The sequence below is a fragment of the Pseudomonas sp. zfem002 genome (assembly GCF_032621685.1).
In the GTDB taxonomy this organism is placed as follows: Bacteria; Pseudomonadota; Gammaproteobacteria; order Pseudomonadales; family Pseudomonadaceae; genus Aquipseudomonas; species Aquipseudomonas japonica.
On the sequence record NZ_JAVYJH010000001.1, the window covers coordinates 142,236 to 162,114 of the forward strand.

The following is a 19,879-nucleotide window of genomic DNA, read 5'->3' on the forward strand; positions in this document are numbered from 1 at the left end:
TGTTCTCTGAATGGTACGGCGTGGAGCCTGATCCGAGTCTAGAGTCAGTAGCTGTATCAGCAAGTGACAATAGGCGCCACTTTAGTATCCTTGCGTCTTACCCAAACCAGAGCCAGCCATGAGCGAGAGAACCACGTCAGCAAGCTGGGCCTCGGGGATTGTCAAGGCTCTCGAACTGGAAGGACTGGACTGCCCGGCCCTCTTCAACAAGCTCGGCCTGGACTTCGCCGCGCTCAGCGACCCCGATGCCCGCTTCACCCAGGATTCCATGACCCGCCTCTGGCAACTCGCCGAGGACCTGTCCGGCAACCGCGCCATCGGCCTGAACATGTCCCGGGTGGTCAGGCCGGCGTCGTTTCATGTGGTGGGTTATGCGCTGATGTCCAGTCGTACCCTGGCCGAAGGTTTCGAGCGCCTGGTGCGTTACCAGCGGATCATCGCCGAAAGCTCCGACCTGAGTTTCCTCCTCGGCCCGGAAGGGCATGCGCTGATCCTGACCGTGCATGGCGATCACCTGCCGCCGACCCGGCACAGTTCGGAGGCATCGCTGGCCTGCGCGCTGTCGCTGTGCAGCTGGCTCAGCGGGCGCACGATCCAGCCACGCCGGGTGCTGATCCAGGGGCCGCAACCCGAGGACATCGAGCCGTACAAGACCGCCTTCCACTCACCCCTGACCTTCAGTGCGTCCTACGACGCGATCATCTTCGATCCCGCCGACCTGCAGTCGCCCCTGCCCACGGCCAACGAGGCCATGGCGCGCTTGCACGATCGTTTCGCCGGGGAATATCTGGCGCGCTTTTCGGAAAGCCGGGTCACCCATCGCGCGCGGCAGGTCCTGTGCCGGGTGTTGCCGCAAGGCGAGCCCAAGCGCGAGCTGGTGGCCCAGGCGTTGCACCTGTCCCAGCGCACCCTGCAGCGCCGCCTGCAGGAGGAGGGCACCAGTTTCCAGGCGTTGCTCGACGACACCCGTCGCGAACTGGCCGAGCAGTATCTCGCCCAACCCGGCATGACCTTGCTGGAAACCGCCTATCTGCTGGGGTTCGCCGATCCGAGCAATTTCTTCCGCGCCTTCCGCCGCTGGTTCGATGTCACGCCGGGCGAGTACCGCGCCCGGCGCCATGGCCTGAACCAGGGCGAGGCCGAAGCCGTCAGTGACGCCAGAACGCCGGCATGCACAGAACCAGTACGGTGATGATCTCCAGGCGGCCGAGCAGCATGCCGCCCGCGAGGATCCACTTGGCCGCGTCCGGCAGCGTCGCGAAGTTGCCCGCCGGGCCGATGGTCTCGCCCAGGCCCGGGCCGACGCCGGACACGGTGCTGGCGGCGCCGGTCAGGGCGGTCATCCAGTCGACCCCGAGCAGCGACAGCAGCAGGGCGATCCCGCAGATGGTGATGGCGAAGAAGAACGAGAAGGTCAGGATCGAACGGACGATCTCTTCGTCGAGACGGTGACCGTTGTACTTCTGCTTGATCACCGCACGTGGGTGGATCAGCTGGTTCAGCGAGGCCTTGAGCAGGATGTAGGCGACCTGGAAACGGAAGATCTTGATGCCGCCGGCGGTGGAGCCGGAGCAGCCGCCGATGAAGCCCAGGTAGAAGAACAGCATCAGCGAGAAGTTGCCCCACAGGCTGTAGTCGCCGAGGGCGAAGCCGGTGGTGGTGACCACCGAGGTGACGTTCAGCGCGACGTGGCGCAGGGCGTCGAGCCAGTGCAACTGGGTGGTGGCCCAGTACCAGGTGCCGAGCACGATCCAGGTCACCACCAGCAGCAGGAGCAGGCCCTGGACCTGCTGGTCCCTGATCAGCGCCTTGCGGTTGCCGCGCAGGGTCGCGACGTACAGGGTGAAGGGCACGCTGCCGAGGATCATCACCACCACCGCGACCCAGTGCACCGCCGGCTGGTCCCACTTGGCCAGGGACAGGTCCGAGGTGGAGAAACCGCCGGTGGAAATCGCCGACATGGCGTGGTTGATCGCGTCGAACACACTCATCCCCGCCCACCAGAAGGCCAGGCTGCCGACGATGGTGATGGCGATGTACACCAGGACGATCGACTTGGCCACCATGTGCGAGCGCGGCATGACCTTTTCCGAGCGGTCCGAGGATTCGGTCTGGAACAGGCGCATGCCACCGATGCGCAGCAGCGGCAGGATCGCCACCGCCATGCCGATGAAGCCGATACCGCCGAGCCAGTGCAGCAGCGAGCGCCACATGAGGATGCCCGGCGACATGTTGTCCAGGCCGCTGAGCACGGTGGCACCGGTGGCGGTGATGCCGGACATGCTTTCGAAGAAGGCGTCGGTATAGCTGATGTGCTGGGTCAGGAGAAACGGCAGGGCAGCGAAGATGCACACCACCAGCCAGCTGCTCACCGTCAACAGGTACATGTCCCGCGGGCGGAGGTGCACGTGGGTCGGACGCCCCGGCACGACCAGGGCCAGGCCGGCGACGAAGGTGATCAGGCTCGACCAGAGGAACGACGGCATGTCGCCGGTGCGCTCGAAGATGACCAGCGTCGCCATGGGGACGGTCATGCTGATCGCCAGGGTGATCAGGAAGATGCCGATAATGAAACCGATCATTCTTAAGGTCGGCAACGCCACCATGTACTCAGCCCTGACTCGAAACGGAAGGGCGCCATTCTACCTGCGGGTCCTTTTAAGTAAACGTCGCTGTGGCGTTTGTGGGGCGTGCCACTAGAATGCAGGTTCATTTTTCTGACCTGGAGGGATGCCCGTGGAGGCTCTCGACGCTTTGCTCAACCGTGTTTCCGTTCCACGCCTGACCGAGCCCGCGCCCAATGCCGCGCAGCGCGAGGGCCTGTTCCAGGCGGCCCTGCGCGCGCCGGATCATGGCCAGCTGCGGCCGTGGCGCTTCCTTACTGTCGAAGGCGAGGCGCGGGTCAAGCTGGGTGAGCTGTTCGCCGAGGCGGTGGCGCAGAAGGGTGACGCCGACCAGGCCGCGCTGGACAAGGCCCGCGCCATGCCGATGCGCGCGCCGTTGCTGGTGCTGGTGATCGCGCGGACCCGCGAGCACTTCAAGGTGCCGGTGTCCGAGCAACTGCTGGCGGCGGGGTGCGCGGCCCACGGCATCCTGATCGCGGCCCATGCCCAGGGTATCGGCGCGGTGTGGCGCACCGGGGACATGGCCTATTCGGCGCATGTGGCCAAGGGGCTGGGGCTGGAAGAGGGTGAGGAACTGATCGCCTTCCTCTACCTGGGCACGCCGATCAGCGAGCCGCGCACGGCGCCGGTGCTGAAGACCGAGGATTTTGTCAGCGCCTGGGGCTGACTGACCGGTGGGGCCTCATCGCGGGCAACGCCCGCTCCTACAGGTATCGAGAACACCGCCGAACCCTGTGGGAGCGGGCGTTGCCCGCGACAGGGCCCTCAAGGTTTCCCATCAGGCGCTGGCAGTGCCTTGAACCGGCAACACCAGCGTCGCCACGAAGCCACCTTCCGGATGATTGGCCAGTTGCAGGCTCCCGCCGTGTCGCTCCGCGGCCTTTCGCGCAATCGCCAGGCCCAGGCCGTGGCCCGCTGAGGTCTGCCCCGGCGCGCGGAAGAAGGGTTCGCCCAACTGCTCCAGGTGTTCGGGGGCTACCCCCGGACCGTGATCGCGCACGCTGAGCAGGATCCGTTCGCCGTCGCGCTCCGCGGTTACCTCGATCGGCTGCCCCTCGGGGTTGAAGCGCAAGGCATTGCGCAACAGGTTGTCCAGCGCCCGCTCCAGCAGCGTCGGCCAGCCGAGCAGGCTCAGACCCGGGGTTTCGTGCAGGCGCACACGCTGCTCCGGCGCGCTCAGTTGGGCGTCCTTGCACACGCCGGCCAGCACCGCGTTGACCTCCACCGGCTCGGCGTGGGCCTGCTCGGCATCGACCCGGGCCAGGACCAGGATCTCGCTGATCAGGGCTTCCAGGCGATCGCATTCGCGGGTCAGGCGTGGCCAGTAGGTCTCGCGCTTTTCCGGTTCCGCACGTTCGGCCAGGGCCAGGGCGATGCGCAGGCGCGCCAGCGGCGAGCGCAGCTCGTGGGAGACATCGCGCAGCAACTGGCGCTGGCTGCCGATCAGGCTCTGCAGGCGTGAGCCCATGCGGTTGAAGTCGTTGGCCAGGACGCCGAACTCGTCGCGCCGGCTGGCCAGCCGCGCCAGGCTGTTCTGCTGGTAGGTGGTCTGCCCGAGGTCGTGCACCGCGCCGCGCAGGCGGCTCAGCGGGCGGGTGATGGACAGGGTCACCAGCAGGCTGAACAGGGTCAGCACCACCAGGGCGATGCCCAGCGCGCTGAGCGGCCAGATCAGGCTGTCGCGGTGCCAGGCGTCCAGTTCCGGGTGGGGAATACGGTAGATCAGCAGGTAGGTCTCGCCGCTCTCGGCGCTGGTGTATTCCTCGGTCAGGCGGCGCCAGGGCAGTGGCCGGTGGTCATTGCCGCGGCGTTCTTCGAACACCGCCGCGCGGCGCGGGAAGGTGCCCGGCACCACGGCTTCGCCGGCCTCGTTGAGGACCTGGGTATCGATGTGATAGCGGCGCTTGCGCTGCTCCAGGTACTGCTGGGCCTGTTCCGGCCCCAGTTTCTCGTAGCGTTCGCTCCAGTTCTTCGCCAGGGTGTTGAGGCCCGGGTGGCGGCTGAGGATCCAGGCGTCCTGGTTGAGCATGTGCCCGAGCAGGATCGACAGCCCGGCGACCAGGGCGATGGCAAGCCAGAAACTGGCCAGGACACGCCAGAACAGTGAGCGCAAGTGCATTTCCTCGAATGAGCAAAAGCCCGGCCTGCGCAAGCAGACCGGGCGGGGTCATGGATTATTGGGCCTTCTTGCCGTGCTCGGCTTTCCAGGCCTGGAACTCCTGCCATTCGGCGCGGCGTTCTTCACGTTGCTTCTTCAACTCGTCGAACTGTTTCTGCTGTTCAGGCTTGAGCAGGGCGCGAATGTCGGCCTGGGTCTTGTCCTGCTTGGCCTTGAGCTCGTCCTTCATGGCTTTCTGCTCGGCGGCTGGCAGTTTGTCCAGGTAGCGCTGGGTGACTTCGCGACGGTCCTTCATTTCCTCGCCCATCAGCGTGCGGATCTGCTGGCGTTGCTCGCGGCTCAGGTCCAGTTTGGCGAAAGGCGCGTCACCGCGATGGTGCTCGAAGCGCGGGCCGTGGTCAGGGCCATGGCCACCTTCCGGCATGGCCAGGGCGACGGTGGGCAGGGCGGCGGCGAGCATCAGGGCGATCAGGGTCTTGCGCATGGTGTATCTCCTTTCTGAGGCCGGTCATTACCGGATGTGGCCAGTTTAGGGAGATCAAGGTCAGCGGCGGTCAGGCAACGGTAAAGCCTGGGTAAAGACCGGCGCATCCGTCGCTGACACAGCGCTTACAGGCTGTAGTAGTAGCCGCGGCTGCGCAGCGCGACGATGCGCGGGCGGCCATCCGGGTGCGGGCCGATCTTCTTGCGCAGATTGCTGACGTGCATGTCCAGGCTGCGGTCGTACAGGGTCAGCTTGCGGCCGAGGGCGATCTGCGCCAGTTCCTGTTTTTCCAGGGGCTCGCCAGGCTGGCGCAGCAGGGCTTCGAGGATGCGGCTTTCCGAGAGGGTCAGGGTCAGTTCGCGTTCGTCGATGGCGACCACGCCGCGGGCCGGACTGAAATGCAGGTCGCCGATTTCCATCTGGCTCGGCGCCGTCGGGGCATGGCTGCGGCGCAGCACGGCGCGCAGGCGGGCGGTCAGTTCGCGGGGGTCGCAGGGCTTGGCCAGGTAGTCGTCGGCACCCAGTTCGAGGCCGAGGATGCGGTCCAGCGGCTCGCCGCGGGCCGACAGCATCAGCACCGGCAACTCGGCGTGTTCGCCGCGCAATTGCTTGAGCAGCTCCAGGCCGCTGCCGTCGGGCAGCATCACATCCAGCACCACCGCCGCCGGAGACTGCTCGGCCAGGGCCTTGCGGGCACTCTGGCCATCGTGGCAGGCACGCACCTGGAACCCCTCCTGGCCCAACCAGTGGGCGAGGAGTTCGCAGAGTTCCTGGTCATCGTCAATCAGTAGCAGCTCGCTCATTTCTCACTCAATTCAACCATTGCTTGCGCCTTCTGTGGCTGCCGCTGGCAAAGATACCGCAGAGCAGGGCGACCAGGGCAACCGCGCCGCCCGTCACGAACCACTGCTGCTGATCGCTCAGCAACCGCGGGCTGACGTTGGCCTGGGCTTCCTTGAGGGCCATCTTCAGGCGCTGGTTCTCCTGGCGCAGACGGCTCAGTTGCGCGCTTTCGCGTTCGTTGTCGGCGTTCTGCAGTTGCTGGGCCAGGGCTTCGCGCTGGCGTTCGCTGTCCTGCAGGCGCTGTTGCAGTTCGGTGATCTGGGCGCCGGCGCTGAGCGACAGCGGGGTGGATTCCTCGGCCTGGGCGAGCGGGCTCAGCAACAACAGGCACAGCAGCAGGGACAACGGACCTTGACGCATCGTAACTCCTGTAATTCAAGACGAATGTTCAGGAAGTTGTCGGCAGCGCGATGAGAATAATGAGCAATGGCGCGGATTAAAAGCGGCAGGCGACGCGCCGGCGCTGGCCGGCGCGTCGTCGGGATCACGGCAGGACTTGCTTGAAGGGCTTGACGATGACGTTGTCATAGACGCCGGTGGCGATGTACGGGTCGGCATCGGCCCAGGCCTTTGCGGCCTGCAGCGACTCGAACTCGGCGACGATCAGGCTGCCGCTGAAGCCGGCGGCGCCCGGATCGTTGCTGTCGATGGCCGGATGCGGGCCGGCCAGCACGATGCGGCCTTCGGCCTTCAACTGCTGCAGGCGCTCCAGGTGCGCCGGACGGGCGGCCAGGCGGCTTTCCAGCGAGTTGGCGACATCGGTGGCGATGATGGCGTAGAGCATGTCATTCCTCGGGTTTGGGAGTGGTGGGATCGCTGTCGTGCAGGTGGCGGGACAGGTAGACGCCCTGGCCGACCAGGAACAGCACGGTCATGCCCAGGCTGCCGAATACCTTGAAGTCGACCCAGATGTCCTGGAAGGTGAAGGCGACGAACAGGTTGGCCGCGCCGCAGATCAGGAAGAACGCGATCCAGGCCAGGTTCAGGCGGGTCCAGACGGCGTCCGGGAGGGTCAGGGCGTGGCCCATGAGGCGCTTGATCAGCACCTTGTCGCCGACGAAATGACTGCCGAGGAAGGCCACGGCGAACAGCCAGTTGACCACCGGCGCCTTCCACTTCAGGAAGGTTTCGCTGTGGAAGGCCAGGGTCAGGCCGCCGAACACCAGGCACGCCACCAGGGTCAGCAACTGACCTTTTTCCAGGCGGCGTTGCCGAATGAACAGGGCGCCGTAGACCACCAGCGAGCTGATGATCAGCACTGCGGTGGCACTGTAGATGCCGCCCAGATTGAAGCTCTGGCCGGCGACCTCGACGAGGCGCGGCTCGATCTTGTAGACGATGAAGAACAGCAGGAGCGGGATGAAATCGATGAATTGTTTCACAGTGGCAGCCAGGAGCGGGATGTCCCGGCATAATAACAAACCTCAATGAGAGGAAAAGCTTCACCCCATGAATGTTGATCTGCACTGCCACAGCACCGCGTCGGACGGCTCGCTGACCCCCACCGAACTGGTTGCCCGCGCCTATGAACAGGGTGTGCGGACGATGGCACTCACCGACCACGATACCCTCGAAGGCCAGCTCGAAGCCCGGCAAGCCATGCACGACCGGGGCATGCAGTGGATCAGCGGCATCGAATTGTCGTGCACCTGGTCGGGCGTCACCATCCATGTGCTCGGCTACGGCTTCGCGCTGGATGCGCCGCCGCTGCTGGCGGCGGTCGAGTCGCTGCACCGCGGGCGCTGGCTGCGCGCCGAGGAAATCTCCCGGCGCCTGGCGGCCAAGGGCATGCCCGGCGCGCTGGAAGGCGCGCGGGCGATCCAGCAGGCCCTGGGCGACAGTGGCAATGCCCCGGCGCGTCCGCATTTCGCCGATTTCCTGATCAGTGCCGGCTACGTCAAGGACCGCGCCGAAGCGTTTCGCAAATGGCTCGGCGCCGGCAAGCTGGGCGATGTGAAACTGCACTGGCCGACCCTCGACGACACCGTCGAGACCCTGCGCCAGTCCGGCGCCTGGGTCAGCCTGGCCCATCCGATGCACTACGAACTGACTCGCAGCAAGCGCCGCCGGCTGATTGCCGACTATATTCAAGCGGGGGGCCAGGCGCTGGAAGTCGTCAATGGCATGCAGCCGGCGGAACAGGTCGGCACCTTGTCCATCCTGACCCGTGAATTTGGTCTGCTGGCCAGCGCCGGCAGCGACTTCCATGGCCCGGGCACCTGGTCCGAAATCGGTGTCTACCGGCCCCTGCCGGAGGATCTGCCGCCTCTTTGGCGTCGATTCAAACATGAGCAGCCATCCGCGGACGTCTGAACAGGAAGACAATGTGAGTCAATTTTTCCAGATACATCCGGAGAATCCCCAGCCGCGCCTGATAAAACAGGCGGTGGAGATCATCCGCAAGGGCGGGGTGGTGGTGTTTCCCACCGACTCCTCCTACGCCATGGGTTGCCAGATCGGCGACAAGGCAGCCATCGAGCGGGTGCGCCGCCTGCGCCAGCTGGACAAGAACCACAACTTCACCCTGATCTGCTGCGACATGTCGCAACTGGGGCTGTTCGCCAAGATCGATACCGGCCACTTCCGCCTGCTCAAAGCCCATGTGCCCGGGCCCTACACCTTCATCCTCAATGCCACCCGCGAGGTGCCGCGCCTGCTCCTGCACGACAAGCGCCGCACCATCGGCCTGCGCGTGCCGGATCATCCGATCGCCCTGGCCCTGCTCGAAGAGCTGGGCGAGCCGCTGATGAGCGTCAGCCTGATCATGCCCGGCGATGACGAACCCATGACCGATCCCTACGAGATGCGCCAGGTCCTGGAACATCACGTCGACCTGATCATCGATGGCGGCTTCGGTGGCCTCAAGGCGTCCACCGTGATCAACCTGGCCGAAGGCGAGCCGGAGGTGGTGCGGGTAGGCTGCGGCGATCCGACGCCCTTCATGGTCGAAGCGTGAGCGTGGTGGAAGCCGTGGACGCGCCGGTCGATCCCCAGGCCGGCGCCCAGCAGGAACTGCCGCTGGTGATGGTCTACGGCCAGGCCCTGACCGAAATGCCGGTGGACCTGTACATCCCGCCGGACGCCCTTGAGGTGTTTCTCGAAGCCTTCGAGGGGCCGCTGGACCTGCTGCTGTACCTGATCCGCAAGCAGAACGTCGACATCCTCGACATTCCGGTGGCGGAAATCACCCGCCAGTACATGGGCTACGTCGAGCTGATGAAGACCGTGCGCCTGGAACTGGCCGCCGAATACCTGGTGATGGCCGCCATGCTCGCCGAGATCAAGTCGCGCATGCTCCTGCCGCGCGCCGAGACCGCCGAGGAAGAAGAGGACGACCCGCGCGCCGAGTTGATCCGGCGCCTGCAGGAGTACGAGCGCTTCAAGGCCGCCGCCGAGGATATCGACGAGCTCAGCCGGGTCGGTCGCGATGTCATCGTGCCGCGTCTCGACGCGCCCGAGGCCAGGGCGCGCAAGCTGTTGCCGGATGTGATCCTGGAAGAAGTGCTGATGTCCATGGCCGAGGTGCTGCGGCGCAGCGACCTGTTCGAAAGCCATCAGGTCAGCCGCGAGGCATTGTCTACCCGCGAGCGCATGAGCGAAGTGCTGGAGCGCCTGCGTGGCGCCGGCTTCGTACCGTTCGTCGAGCTGTTCACGGCGCAGGAAGGGCGGCTCGGGGTGGTGGTGACCTTCATGGCCGTTCTCGAGCTGGTCAAGGAACAACTGGTCGAACTGGTGCAGAATGAGGCCTTTGCGCCGATCCACGTCCGGGCCCGGGCAGAGTAACCACGAGCAACGCAATGAACCTGACTGACCCCCATGACCTGGCGCCCCTGCTGGAAGCCTTTCTCCTGGCCTCTGGCAAACCGCAATCGCTGGAACGGCTGTTCGAACTCTTCGAGGAGGCCGAGCGCCCTGAATCCCCGGTCTTCAAGGAAGCCCTGGAAATCCTTCGCGAATCCTGCGAGGGGCGGGCGTTCGAACTCAAGGAGGTGGCTTCGGGCTACCGCCTGCAGATCCGCGAGGACTATGCGCCCTGGGTCGGCCGCCTGTGGGAGGAGCGCCCGCAGCGTTATTCCCGCGCGCTGCTGGAAACCCTGGCGCTGATCGCCTACCGCCAGCCCATCACCCGCGGCGAGATCGAGGATGTGCGCGGCGTGGCGGTCAACAGCAACATCATCAAGACCCTGCTGGAGCGCGAGTGGGTGCGTATCGTCGGCTACCGCGAGGTGCCCGGGCGCCCGGCGATGTTCGCTACCACCAGGGCCTTCCTCGACCACTTCAACCTGAAGAGCCTCGACGAACTGCCGCCACTGGCCGAATTGCGCGAAATGGAGCCGTCGCCCATGGCGCCGGTGGACCTCGACGACCTGCCGGTACCGGCCCACCTGCAGGCCCTGGCCGACGCCAGCGCCGACCCGGACGACCAGCCGCCAGCGGAAGAAACCAGTTTCCGCAGCCTGCTGGTCGAGCTGGATGCCATGGAAGAAGGCCTCAAGACGGACTTCGACGATCTTTTGCGCGACCTGCCGGATGGCGAGGACGAAACCGACTCCGCGGCCGATTCCGCCGAGGCCGAAGCCCGCACGCCAGGGGACTGAGACGCCACCCGGCGCAAAGGCCGGCGCGATGTGGGAAATCGGTCTACGCTCTGATGCGTTTGCGCCGCGATCAGCGTATGATTCGCGGCCTTTTTGGCATCCATGCCAGAAACCCAGATTCGATTTACTACACCGGGAGGTGCCCAGATGAGTGAACAAGACCTGCAAGACAGCCCGCCACGTCCGTCCGGCGAAAAACTGCAAAAAGTCCTCGCGCGCATTGGCGTCGGCTCGCGCCGCGACGTCGAGGCCTGGATCGGCGAAGGCCGGATCAAGGTCAACGGCGTGGCCGCGACCCTCGGCCAGCGGGTCGACCTGCACGACGCGATCTCCGTTGATGGTCGTCTGATCAAGCGCGAGGAAAGCGCCGAGAGCGTGCGCCGCGTCATCATGTACAACAAGCCCGACGGCGAGATCTGCACCCGTGACGACCCGGAAGGCCGTCCGACCGTGTTCGACCGCCTGCCGCGGCCGAAGGAAGGCCGCTGGATCAACGTCGGCCGCCTCGACATCAACACCACCGGCCTGCTGCTGTTCACCACCGACGGTGAACTGGCCAACCGCCTGATGCACCCGTCGTTCGAGATGGACCGCGAGTACGCCGTGCGCGTGCGGGGTGAGGTCGACGAAGACATGATCGCGCGCCTGAAGGAGGGCGTGGTCCTCGAGGACGGTCCGGCGCGTTTCACCGATATCCAGCAGGCACCGGGTGGCGAAGGGTTCAACCACTGGTATCACTGCGTGGTGATGGAAGGTCGCAACCGCGAGGTTCGGCGCCTGTGGGAATCCCAGGGGCTGGTGGTGAGCCGTCTGAAGCGCGTGCGTTTCGGTCCGGTGTTCCTCAATTCCGACCTGCCGATGGGGCGCTGGCGCGAAATGAGCCAGGGCGAAATCGACATCCTCGCCGCCGAGGTGGGTCTGAAGCCGGTAGCGATGCCGCAGATGAACGCCAAGACCAAGGACAAGCTGGAGCGCATGCAGCGCAAATCGAGCAAGCCGATCGGTCGTGGCGAGCGCGTGCGCACCCTGCGTCCGGCTCGCGATGCCGATGAGCGTCCGGCCCGTCAGTCGCGCGAAGAAGCACCGCGCAAGGGCCGCAGCACTGTGGCCGAGCGTCCGAGTGACGTGCGTCGCAAGCCGGCACCGGCCGGGGCGGGCAAGCGTCCTGGTCCGGGTACCGGGCGGGGCAAGCCGCGTAGCGAGTGAGTGATGTGCAAGAAGCCAACCTTCGGGTTGGCTTTTTTGTGCCTGCTGGAAATGTGGCGGGCTTGAGGGCCTCATCGCGGGCAACGCCCGCTCCCACAAGGTTCGGCGTTGAAGCCTGTGGGAGCGGGCGTTGCCCGCGATGAGGCCCTGTCGGCCCATACAAAAACCGTCCTTCTGGAAATATTTCCGACCAGCTTGTAAATATTTTGTTACTGGGCCACCCCGCTTATCCGGTCGATTCAAGAGTCCCCCGAAGCTGTAAACATTCCTTGCCGCAAATCCCCCGCCAAGTCCCTTTACGCCCACGTCAACACCTTGCCGCAACCCCTGTAAAACGGGTGTCATGGCGCTCACAGCCAAGTGCCTGACCCGCCACGAAGCGGGGCAGAAGACAGAACAAAAACGGAGGGCGCGATGTACGCCATTCACTCCCCCAGGTTTCATTTCTCCCGCCGGAACGCTGCGTGCCGTCATCAGAACGTTACGCGGTGTGTTGACCCCTGCGTCAATGCAAGGGTATACAGTGCGCCGCGTTTTACCTGTGACCTTCTTGCGTACCGCGCACCCTGGCCGATGCCAGGCTGACATTCCGGGGCTCTGCCCGGAGCGAACAGCCCAGGCTCGCGCCCCAAGGTAACCACCCCTTGCCAATTCCGCCGCGCCACGAGCGTGGTGGGTCCGATCCCGTCACAGATAAAAACAACAGGTGACTTCGTTCATGAGTGGACAAACTCCGCATTCAGGTGAGCTCAAGCGCGGCCTGAAAAATCGCCATATCCAGTTGATCGCCCTCGGCGGTGCCATCGGCACCGGCCTGTTCCTCGGCTCGGCCGGCGTGATGAAATCGGCGGGTCCGTCGATGATCCTCGGTTACGCCATCTGCGGCTTCATCGCCTTCATGATCATGCGCCAGCTCGGTGAAATGATCGTCGAAGAGCCGGTGGCCGGTTCCTTCAGTCATTTCGCGCACAAGTACTGGGGCGGTTTCGCCGGTTTCCTGTCGGGCTGGAACTGCTGGATGCTGTACATCCTGGTGGGCATGTCGGAGCTGACCGCGGTCGGCAAGTACATCCATTTCTGGTGGCCGGAAGTCCCGACCTGGGCTTCGGCAGCAGCCTTCTTCATCCTGATCAACGTGATCAACCTGGCCAACGTCAAGGTGTTCGGCGAGGCGGAGTTCTGGTTTGCCATCATCAAGGTCCTGGCCATCGTCGGCATGATCGGGCTGGGCAGCTACCTGCTGGTCAGCGGCAACGGCGGCCCTGACGCTTCGGTGAGCAACCTGTGGGAACACGGCGGCTTCTTCCCCCATGGCATCAACGGCCTGGTCATGGCCCTGGCGTTCATCATGTTCTCCTTCGGCGGCCTGGAAATGCTCGGTTTCACCGCGGCCGAGGCCGACAAGCCGAAGACCGTGATCCCGAAAGCCATCAACCAGGTGATCTACCGCATCCTGATTTTCTACATCGGCGCCCTGGTGGTCCTGCTGTCGCTGACCCCGTGGAACAGCCTGGTGGCGAATATCGACGCGGCCGGCGGCTCCTACAGCGGCAGCCCGTTCGTCCAGGTGTTCTCGATGCTGGGCAGCAACACCGCGGCACACCTGCTCAACTTCGTGGTCCTAACCGCGGCACTGTCGGTCTACAACAGCGGTACCTACTGCAACGCGCGGATGCTCTACGGCATGGCCGAGCAGGGCGATGCGCCGGCGGGTCTGGCGAAGATCGACAAGCGCGGCGTACCGGTGCGTTCGATCCTGGCGTCGGCGGCGGTGACCCTGGTGGCGGTACTGCTCAACTACTTCATGCCGCACCACGCCCTGGAACTGCTGATGTCGCTGGTGGTAGCGACCCTGGTGATCAACTGGGCGATGATCAGCTACTCGCACCTGAAGTTCCGCCAGCACCTGGACCGTACCGGCCAGAAGCCGCTGTTCAAGTCGCTGTGGTACCCCTATGGCAACTACATCTGCCTGGCGTTCGTGGTGCTGATCCTCGGCATCATGCTGATGATCCCGGGTATCCGCGAGTCGGTGTATGCGATTCCGGTATGGCTCGGGGTGATGTGGGTGTGCTACTCGATCAAGGTCAAGCGGGCCGGGGCAGTTGCCGTGGTTAGTCCGGCGGTCAAGTAACCTTCCAGTTGGGGCCGCTTTGCGGCCCTTCGAGTTCAGCCACGCTTCTATGGAAAGATTGAGCCCGATCCAATCCTGTAGGAGCTGGCTTGCCTGCGATGGGCTGCAAAGCAGCCCCAATACCGGCAACTCGGAGTATCCTGACGCCCATCATTCCCCGGGCTTCCTCCGATGCTGGTCCTCTCCAACGCCGTGCACATCCCCGACGAAGAAATCGAGTTGAACGCCATTCGCGCGCAAGGCGCCGGTGGGCAGAACGTCAACAAGGTTTCCAGCGCCGTGCACCTGCGTTTCGACAGCCAGTCCTCGTCGCTGCCGCCGTTCTACAAGGAGCGCCTGCTCCTGCTGAGCGACAGCCGCATCACCCGCGACGGCGTGATCATCATCAAGGCCCAGCAATATCGCACCCAGGAACAGAACCGCGCCGACGCCCTGGAGCGCCTGCGCGAACTGATCCTGGCCGCGGTGAAGGTGGAAAAGAAGCGCCGCCCGACCAAGCCGACCCTGGGTTCGAAGACCCGCCGCCTCGACACCAAGAGCAAGCGCGGGGCGATCAAGGCAGGGCGCGGCAAGATCGACTACTGAACCCCACAAGGACACCCATGGCCCGCGAACGGAATCTGACCTGGCACCCCACCGCCCTCGAACCGGCCGTCCGGCGCAACGCCAACGGCCAGCAACCGCTGACCCTGTGGTTCACCGGGCTCAGTGGTTCGGGCAAGAGCACCCTGGCATTCGAACTGGAGCGCCTGCTGATCGGCCAAGGGGTCGGCTGCTGCGTGCTGGATGGCGACAATATCCGCCACGGACTGTGCAGCGACCTGGGCTTCGATGCGCGCAGCCGTGCCGAGAACATCCGCCGGGTCGCCGAGGTAGCGCGTTTGATGAACGAGGCCGGGCTGGTGGTGATGGCGGCGTTCATCTCGCCTTATCGGCGTGATCGCGAGACGGCGCGGCAGATCATCGGGGCGGAGCGGTTTCACGAGATTCACGTCAGTGCGCCGTTGCACATCTGCGAGGGGCGCGATCCCAAGGGGCTGTACCGCAAGGCGCGGGCTGGGGTGCTGAGTGGCTTTACCGGGGTGGACGATCCCTACGAGTCACCGCTGGAACCGGACCTGGTGCTGAATACCGCGGAAGTGGCGCTGGAGGATTGTCTGGCGCAGTTGCTGGCGCGGGTGCGCGGGGCGGGAGCTTCTTGAGCGTGTGAAAACCGGTTGGTGAGGTGGTCCCCCGGTAACCGAGGTTTTCACACGTCCTGTTTCGCGCGTTTTATTCCTGGTCGGTGCTCGGGTTTTCATCGCCTTGTGGTTCCGCCGACTGGGCGGGTTCGGCGTTGTGGGGAGCCGGCTTCTGCTCGACGTAGTTCAGGCTTGGGAAGGGAAGATTCGGGATTTCGTGCATCTCGTCGTTCCTCGCAAGGTCGTAGGTGGGAAGTTCACGCACACAGTGCGCGTGGCTCCGGTGAAGCCGGGTGCAGGATACAGCAGTCTGGATGACAGATTGAGTTTTTCCTGCTGACTGGTAGGAAAATTACAAGATCAGGGGTGACCTTACTGGCCCCATCGCTGGCAAGCCAGCTCCTACAGGGATCGCGTGCACCGCTGAACCTGTGGGCGCTTGCTGGCCAGCGAGGGGGCCGTCAGCCGTTACCGGCAGACGTCGGCAATGGCCGCCGCGAGCACATCCAGGCGGCTTTCATCCGCACCGGCCACGTTGGCCCGGCCGGTGCCGACCATGTACACGCTATGCCGTTCCCGCAGTGCCTTCACCTGCTCCGGCGACAACCCGGTGTAGGAGAACATCCCGCGCTGTTCGGCGATATGCGCGAAGCGCTCGCTCAAGCCGTGCGGTGCCAGGGCTTCCACCAGCCCGCAGCGCAGCCGTGCGATCCGCTGGCGCATGGCCTCGACCTCTTCGATCCACAGGCGCTTCAGCGCCGGGTCGCCGAGAATCTCCGCCACCACCGCGGCGCCATGATCCGGTGGTGTCGACCACAGGTTGCGCGCGATGAACGCCAGCTGGCTGCGTACATCCAGCAGCTTTTCCGCATCCGCACTGCACACCAGCAGGGCGCCGGTGCGTTCGCGGTACAGGCCGAAGTTCTTCGAGCACGAGCTGGTGATCAGCAGCTCGGGCAGTTCGGCGGCGAACAGCCGTACCGCCCAGGCGTCTTCTTCCAGCCCGTCGCCGAAGCCCTGGTAGGCGAAGTCGATCAGCGGCAGCAGCGAACGCCGCTTGACCACGTCCAGTACCGCGCGCCAGTCGTCATGCGTCAGGTCGAACCCGGTCGGGTTGTGGCAGCAGGCATGCAGCAGGACGATATCGCCCTGCGGCGCCTGTTCCAGCGCGGCGAGCAGGCCGGGCACATCGAGGCGGTTGTCCGCGCCGACGTAGGGGTAATGGTTGACCTTGAGCCCGGCACTGGCGAACAGGGTTTCGTGGATCGGCCAGGTCGGGTTGCTCAGCCAGATACCGCGGCCGGGCAGGCACTGCCTGGCGAACTCGGCGGCCAGGCGCAGGGCGCCGGTGCCACCCGGTGTCTGGGTCGCGCCGGCGCGCTGTGCGCCGAGCAGGGGCGAGTGCTCGCCCAGGACCAGCTCGCAGAGCAGGCGGCCGAAGGCGACATCGCCATGACCGCCGACATAGCTTTTGCTCAACTGGCGTTCGACCAGGCGCTGTTCCGCCTGCTTGACCGCCGCGGGCACCGGGGTCAGGCCCTGGGCGTCCTTGAACACGCCGACACCCAGGTCGAACTTCGCCGGATTGGCATCCCTGGCGTACGCCTCCATCAACCCGAGGATCGGGTCGCCCGGTACCCGGGGGATGGCCTGGAAATGCATCACTTGCGGCCTTCGGCGGTCTTGGCGACCTCGTCGGTACGCGCGGCCATGATGAAGTCGTTGCGGTGCAGGCCTTTGATCGAGTGGCTCCACCAGGTCACGGTGACCTTGCCCCATTCGGTCAGCAGGCCAGGATGATGGCCTTCGGCTTCGGAGATGGCGCCGACGGCGTTGGTGAAGGCCAGGGCGTGGGCGAAGTTCTTGAACAGGTAGACCTTCTCCAGCTGCATGATCGAATCGCGGACTTCGATGTTCCAGTCAGGAATCATGCGCAGCAGTTCCGGCAGTTCGTCGTCGCTGACTTTCGGCGCATCGGCGCGGCAGGCTTCGCAGTGGGCTTGGGACAAGGCGGTCATAGATTTCTTCCAGTCGATTGTTATAGGTGTGCAGGGCGGCTCAGGCGGCCGCCTTGGGTGGAAACTTCGGTGTGTGCAGGCCGAGCTGCATGGCGTGCTGGACCATGCCCATGATGTCTTCGTGGGCCAGGTCGAACAGGCGCTTGAGGTTCGGCAGGGCGAAATACACCGGTTGCAGGATGTCGATGCGGTAGGGGGTGCGCATGGCTTCCAGCGGGTCGAACGGCTGATGTTCCGGCGCGTCGGAAAGACTGTAGACGGTCTCCTTCGGCGAGGACAGGATGCCGCCGCCATAGATCCTGCGGCCCTGCGGGGTATCGATCAGGCCGAATTCGATGGTCATCCAGTACAGGCGGGCGAGGTACACGCGCTGTTCCTTGGTCGCGGCCAGGCCGAGCTTGCCGTAGGTGTGGGTGAATTCGGCGAACCATGGGTTGGTCAGCAGCGGGCAGTGGCCGAAGATCTCGTGGAAGATGTCCGGTTCCTGCAGGTAGTCGAGCTCTTCCTCGGTACGGATGAAGGTGGCGACCGGAAAGCGCTTGCTGGCCAGCAGTTCGAAAAAGGTCTGGAAGGGGATCAGCGCCGGTACCCGGGCGACTTGCCAGCCAGTGGTGGCGCCCAGCACCGCGTTGATTTCCGAGAGCTGCGGAATGCGGTCATGGGGCAGGTTCAGCTGTTCGATGCCGTCCAGGTATTCCTGGCACGCGCGACCCTCGATCACCTTCAACTGGCGGGTGATCAGGGTATTCCACACCGCATGTTCCTGCGGCGGGTAATCGATAAAACCCTGCGCATCGGGCTCACGGGCCACGTACTGCGTCTGTTTCATGCTGCTCTCCTGCTGAGGGCTTTTATTGTTGTGTGCGGCTTGCGCCATGCCCTTAGAGATAGCCGCTGGCCGGCGGATTTGCAGCCCATGCACGGGGCTGAACGGCAGGCCGGCAGGCGGTTTCTGTAACGCAGGTTTTACGGAATCGGCGGGATCGCCTGAATCCGCCACCGCCAATGGCTGTGAAACGCGGTTTTTGTAACGTATTATTTACAGAATTTCCGGCGGACCAGCAGAAAATTCGCCGCATTCCTCTGTATGTAGGACCTTTCATGCGTATCAAAGTGCATTGCCAGAACCGCATCGGCATCCTCCGGGACATCCTCAACCTGCTGGTGGAGTACGGCATCAACGTCGCCCGGGGTGAGGTGGGCGGCGAGCATGGCAATGCCATCTATCTGCACTGTCCGAACCTGATCAACCTGCAGTTCCAGGCGCTGCGTCCGAAGTTCGAGGCGATCACCGGGGTATTCGGGGTCAAGCGGGTCGGCCTGATGCCCAGCGAGCGGCGGCACATGGAGCTGAACGCGCTGCTCGGTGCCCTGGAGTTCCCGGTGCTGTCGATCGACATGGGCGGTTCCATCGTCGCCGCCAACCGCGCTGCGGCGCAGTTGCTCGGTGTGCGCGTGGACGAGGTGCCGGGCATGCCGCTGTCGCGCTACGCCGAGGATTTCGACCTGCCGGAACTGGTGCGGGCCAACAAGGCGCGGATCAATGGTCTGCGGGTCAAGATCAAGAACGACGTATTCCTTGCCGATATCGCCCCGCTGCAATCCGAGCATGATGACAGCGAGGCTCTGGCCGGCGCGGTGCTGACCCTGCACCGCGCCGACCGCATCGGCGAGCGCATCTACAACGTGCGCAAGCAGGAACTGCGCGGCTTCGACAGCATCTTCCAGAGTTCGCGGGTGATGGCCGCGGTGGTCCGCGAGGCGCGGCGCATGGCACCACTGGATGCGCCGCTGCTGATCGAGGGCGAGACCGGCACCGGCAAGGAGTTGCTGGCCCGCGCCTGTCACCTGGCCAGCCCGCGCGGCCAGGCGCCATTGATGGCGCTGAACTGCGCCGGCCTGCCGGAATCCATGGCCGAGACCGAGTTGTTCGGCTACGGCCCCGGTGCCTTCGAAGGCGCTCGCGCCGAGGGCAAGCTGGGGCTGCTGGAGCTGACCGCCGGCGGCACGCTGTTCCTCGATGGCGTCGACGAGATGAGCCCGCGCCTGCAGGTCAAGCTCCTGCGTTTTCTCCAGGACGGCTGCTTCCGTCGGGTCGGCAGCGACGAGGAGGTGTACCTGGATGTGCGGGTGATCTGCGCGACCCAGGTCGATCTGTCCGAGCTCTGCGCCCGTGGCGAATTCCGCCAGGACCTGTACCACCGGCTCAACGTGCTGTCGCTGCATATCCCGCCGCTGCGCGAATGCCTCGACGGCCTGCCGCCGCTGGTCGAGCATTTCCTCGACCAGGCCAGCCGCCAGATCGGCTGCCCGCTGCCGCGCCTGGCGCCGGCGGCGCTGGAGCGCCTGAGCCAGTACCACTGGCCGGGCAACGTGCGGCAACTGGAAAACGTGCTGTTCCAGGCGGTGTCGTTGTGCGAGGGCGGGGTGGTCAAGCCGGAACATATCCGTTTGCCGGACTACGGCGCGCGACAACCACTGGGGGAGTTCTCCCTGGAAGGCGATCTGGCGCAGATTGTCGGACGATTCGAAAAGGCGGTGCTGGAATCGTTGCAGAGTGAATTTCCAACCAGTCGGGCATTGGGAAAAAGACTGGGAGTATCGCACACGACCATTGCCAACAAGTTGCGTGATTATGCAATTGGCAAGTCGCTGGAATAAGTTGGAAAGTT

22 protein-coding genes are annotated in these 19,879 nt (G+C 64.8%); 11 read left to right on the forward strand and 11 right to left on the reverse strand.

The window, feature by feature from the left end; translation table 11 throughout:
• The first annotated feature begins 118 nt into the window (after positions 1-118).
• Positions 119-1,192, forward strand: a complete 1,074-nt coding sequence (locus tag RTI28_RS00580; RefSeq protein WP_316918657.1) for an AraC family transcriptional regulator — start codon at positions 119-121, stop codon at positions 1,190-1,192.
• On the opposite strand, the gene RTI28_RS00585 is transcribed toward RTI28_RS00580, so the two are convergent.
• The gene (locus tag RTI28_RS00585) at positions 1,149-2,603 is read right to left on the reverse strand and encodes a TrkH family potassium uptake protein (protein WP_316918658.1); all 1,455 of its coding nucleotides are present in this window, start codon (positions 2,601-2,603) and stop codon (positions 1,149-1,151) included. The genes RTI28_RS00580 and RTI28_RS00585 overlap by 44 nt on opposite strands.
• A 133-nt stretch (positions 2,604-2,736) precedes the next feature.
• Between RTI28_RS00585 and RTI28_RS00590 the strand changes: the two genes are divergently transcribed.
• Positions 2,737-3,291 (forward strand): nitroreductase family protein, encoded by a 555-nt coding sequence (locus tag RTI28_RS00590; RefSeq protein WP_042124428.1) that lies wholly within the window; start codon positions 2,737-2,739, stop codon positions 3,289-3,291.
• 111 nt (positions 3,292-3,402) lie between these two features.
• On the opposite strand, the gene RTI28_RS00595 is transcribed toward RTI28_RS00590, so the two are convergent.
• The 6 genes from RTI28_RS00595 to RTI28_RS00620 form a co-directional block, all read right to left on the reverse strand.
• Entirely contained in the window at positions 3,403-4,737 is a 1,335-nt protein-coding gene (locus RTI28_RS00595) for a HAMP domain-containing sensor histidine kinase (RefSeq protein WP_316918659.1), read from the reverse strand.
• A gap of 61 nt (positions 4,738-4,798) precedes the next feature.
• A complete protein-coding gene (locus RTI28_RS00600; RefSeq protein ID WP_316918660.1) occupies positions 4,799-5,227 on the reverse strand; it encodes an LTXXQ domain protein in 429 nt (142 codons plus the stop codon).
• Between the two features lie 125 nt (positions 5,228-5,352).
• Positions 5,353-6,030: a response regulator transcription factor gene (locus RTI28_RS00605; protein WP_316918661.1), complete on the reverse strand. Its 678-nt coding sequence runs from the start codon at positions 6,028-6,030 to the stop codon at positions 5,353-5,355.
• Between the two features lie 7 nt (positions 6,031-6,037).
• The gene (locus RTI28_RS00610; RefSeq protein ID WP_316918662.1) at positions 6,038-6,430 is read right to left on the reverse strand and encodes a translation initiation factor 2; all 393 of its coding nucleotides are present in this window, start codon (positions 6,428-6,430) and stop codon (positions 6,038-6,040) included.
• Positions 6,431-6,554: 124 nt separating this feature from the next.
• A complete protein-coding gene (locus tag RTI28_RS00615; RefSeq protein ID WP_316918663.1) occupies positions 6,555-6,854 on the reverse strand; it encodes a YciI family protein in 300 nt (99 codons plus the stop codon).
• 1 nt (position 6,855) lies between these two features.
• Positions 6,856-7,452 (reverse strand): septation protein A, encoded by a 597-nt coding sequence (locus RTI28_RS00620; RefSeq protein WP_316918664.1) that lies wholly within the window; start codon positions 7,450-7,452, stop codon positions 6,856-6,858.
• A 67-nt stretch (positions 7,453-7,519) separates the two neighbouring features.
• Here RTI28_RS00620 and RTI28_RS00625 point away from each other — a divergent pair, with 67 nt between their 5' ends.
• From RTI28_RS00625 to cysC, 8 genes are all read left to right on the forward strand, one after another.
• Positions 7,520-8,383 carry a PHP domain-containing protein gene (locus RTI28_RS00625; RefSeq protein WP_316918665.1) on the forward strand — a complete coding sequence of 288 codons (864 nt, stop codon included), beginning with the start codon at positions 7,520-7,522 and terminating at the stop codon, positions 8,381-8,383.
• Positions 8,384-8,396: 13 nt separating this feature from the next.
• Positions 8,397-9,026, forward strand: a complete 630-nt coding sequence (locus RTI28_RS00630) for an L-threonylcarbamoyladenylate synthase (protein ID WP_316918666.1) — start codon at positions 8,397-8,399, stop codon at positions 9,024-9,026.
• 68 nt (positions 9,027-9,094) lie between these two features.
• On the forward strand, positions 9,095-9,853 hold the full coding sequence (locus tag RTI28_RS00635) for a segregation and condensation protein A (RefSeq protein WP_410478943.1): 759 nt from the start codon (positions 9,095-9,097) through the stop codon (positions 9,851-9,853).
• Between the two features lie 14 nt (positions 9,854-9,867).
• Positions 9,868-10,668: an SMC-Scp complex subunit ScpB gene (scpB, locus tag RTI28_RS00640; protein ID WP_316918667.1), complete on the forward strand. Its 801-nt coding sequence runs from the start codon at positions 9,868-9,870 to the stop codon at positions 10,666-10,668.
• 147 nt (positions 10,669-10,815) lie between these two features.
• Entirely contained in the window at positions 10,816-11,874 is a 1,059-nt protein-coding gene (gene rluB, locus RTI28_RS00645; protein WP_316918668.1) for a 23S rRNA pseudouridine(2605) synthase RluB, read from the forward strand.
• Between the two features lie 718 nt (positions 11,875-12,592).
• Positions 12,593-14,008 (forward strand): amino acid permease, encoded by a 1,416-nt coding sequence (locus tag RTI28_RS00650; protein ID WP_316918669.1) that lies wholly within the window; start codon positions 12,593-12,595, stop codon positions 14,006-14,008.
• Between the two features lie 171 nt (positions 14,009-14,179).
• Positions 14,180-14,593 carry an alternative ribosome rescue aminoacyl-tRNA hydrolase ArfB gene (gene arfB, locus RTI28_RS00655; RefSeq protein WP_316918670.1) on the forward strand — a complete coding sequence of 138 codons (414 nt, stop codon included), beginning with the start codon at positions 14,180-14,182 and terminating at the stop codon, positions 14,591-14,593.
• 17 nt (positions 14,594-14,610) lie between these two features.
• Positions 14,611-15,210 (forward strand): adenylyl-sulfate kinase, encoded by a 600-nt coding sequence (gene cysC / locus RTI28_RS00660; protein WP_316918671.1) that lies wholly within the window; start codon positions 14,611-14,613, stop codon positions 15,208-15,210.
• 70 nt (positions 15,211-15,280) lie between these two features.
• Here the strand turns inward: cysC and RTI28_RS00665 are convergent, their stop codons facing one another.
• From RTI28_RS00665 to phhA, 4 genes are all read right to left on the reverse strand, one after another.
• Positions 15,281-15,412, reverse strand: coding sequence for a hypothetical protein (locus RTI28_RS00665; protein WP_316918672.1), 132 nt, complete (start codon positions 15,410-15,412; stop codon positions 15,281-15,283).
• Between the two features lie 245 nt (positions 15,413-15,657).
• Positions 15,658-16,851, reverse strand: coding sequence for an amino acid aminotransferase (locus RTI28_RS00670; RefSeq protein ID WP_410478936.1), 1,194 nt, complete (start codon positions 16,849-16,851; stop codon positions 15,658-15,660).
• Positions 16,851-17,207 (reverse strand): 4a-hydroxytetrahydrobiopterin dehydratase, encoded by a 357-nt coding sequence (locus RTI28_RS00675; protein WP_316918674.1) that lies wholly within the window; start codon positions 17,205-17,207, stop codon positions 16,851-16,853. The genes RTI28_RS00670 and RTI28_RS00675 overlap by 1 nt, the downstream gene beginning before the upstream one ends.
• 40 nt (positions 17,208-17,247) lie before the next feature.
• A complete protein-coding gene (gene phhA / locus RTI28_RS00680; protein ID WP_316918675.1) occupies positions 17,248-18,036 on the reverse strand; it encodes a phenylalanine 4-monooxygenase in 789 nt (262 codons plus the stop codon).
• 272 nt (positions 18,037-18,308) lie between these two features.
• On the opposite strand from phhA, the gene RTI28_RS00685 reads away from it, so the two are divergent.
• The gene (locus RTI28_RS00685) at positions 18,309-19,868 is read left to right on the forward strand and encodes a sigma-54-dependent transcriptional regulator (protein ID WP_316918676.1); all 1,560 of its coding nucleotides are present in this window, start codon (positions 18,309-18,311) and stop codon (positions 19,866-19,868) included.
• The last annotated feature ends 11 nt before the right edge of the window (positions 19,869-19,879 follow it).

What these genes read in the sequence shown, in the direction of transcription:
- RTI28_RS00580 (WP_316918657.1), top strand. Translation starts at nt 119, where the DNA reads ATGAGCGAGAGAACCACGTCAGCAAGCTGGGCCTCGGGGATTGTCAAG.
- RTI28_RS00600 (WP_316918660.1), bottom strand. Translation starts at nt 5,227, where the DNA reads ATGCGCAAGACCCTGATCGCCCTGATGCTCGCCGCCGCCCTGCCCACC.
- RTI28_RS00605 (WP_316918661.1), bottom strand. Translation starts at nt 6,030, where the DNA reads ATGAGCGAGCTGCTACTGATTGACGATGACCAGGAACTCTGCGAACTC.
- RTI28_RS00610 (WP_316918662.1), bottom strand. Translation starts at nt 6,430, where the DNA reads ATGCGTCAAGGTCCGTTGTCCCTGCTGCTGTGCCTGTTGTTGCTGAGC.
- RTI28_RS00615 (WP_316918663.1), bottom strand. Translation starts at nt 6,854, where the DNA reads ATGCTCTACGCCATCATCGCCACCGATGTCGCCAACTCGCTGGAAAGC.
- RTI28_RS00625 (WP_316918665.1), top strand. Translation starts at nt 7,520, where the DNA reads ATGAATGTTGATCTGCACTGCCACAGCACCGCGTCGGACGGCTCGCTG.
- RTI28_RS00635 (WP_410478943.1), top strand. Translation starts at nt 9,095, where the DNA reads ATGGTCTACGGCCAGGCCCTGACCGAAATGCCGGTGGACCTGTACATC.
- scpB (WP_316918667.1), top strand. Translation starts at nt 9,868, where the DNA reads ATGAACCTGACTGACCCCCATGACCTGGCGCCCCTGCTGGAAGCCTTT.
- rluB (WP_316918668.1), top strand. Translation starts at nt 10,816, where the DNA reads ATGAGTGAACAAGACCTGCAAGACAGCCCGCCACGTCCGTCCGGCGAA.
- RTI28_RS00650 (WP_316918669.1), top strand. Translation starts at nt 12,593, where the DNA reads ATGAGTGGACAAACTCCGCATTCAGGTGAGCTCAAGCGCGGCCTGAAA.
- arfB (WP_316918670.1), top strand. Translation starts at nt 14,180, where the DNA reads ATGCTGGTCCTCTCCAACGCCGTGCACATCCCCGACGAAGAAATCGAG.
- cysC (WP_316918671.1), top strand. Translation starts at nt 14,611, where the DNA reads ATGGCCCGCGAACGGAATCTGACCTGGCACCCCACCGCCCTCGAACCG.
- RTI28_RS00665 (WP_316918672.1), bottom strand. Translation starts at nt 15,412, where the DNA reads ATGCACGAAATCCCGAATCTTCCCTTCCCAAGCCTGAACTACGTCGAG.
- RTI28_RS00670 (WP_410478936.1), bottom strand. Translation starts at nt 16,851, where the DNA reads ATGCATTTCCAGGCCATCCCCCGGGTACCGGGCGACCCGATCCTCGGG.
- RTI28_RS00675 (WP_316918674.1), bottom strand. Translation starts at nt 17,207, where the DNA reads ATGACCGCCTTGTCCCAAGCCCACTGCGAAGCCTGCCGCGCCGATGCG.
- phhA (WP_316918675.1), bottom strand. Translation starts at nt 18,036, where the DNA reads ATGAAACAGACGCAGTACGTGGCCCGTGAGCCCGATGCGCAGGGTTTT.
- RTI28_RS00685 (WP_316918676.1), top strand. Translation starts at nt 18,309, where the DNA reads ATGCGTATCAAAGTGCATTGCCAGAACCGCATCGGCATCCTCCGGGAC.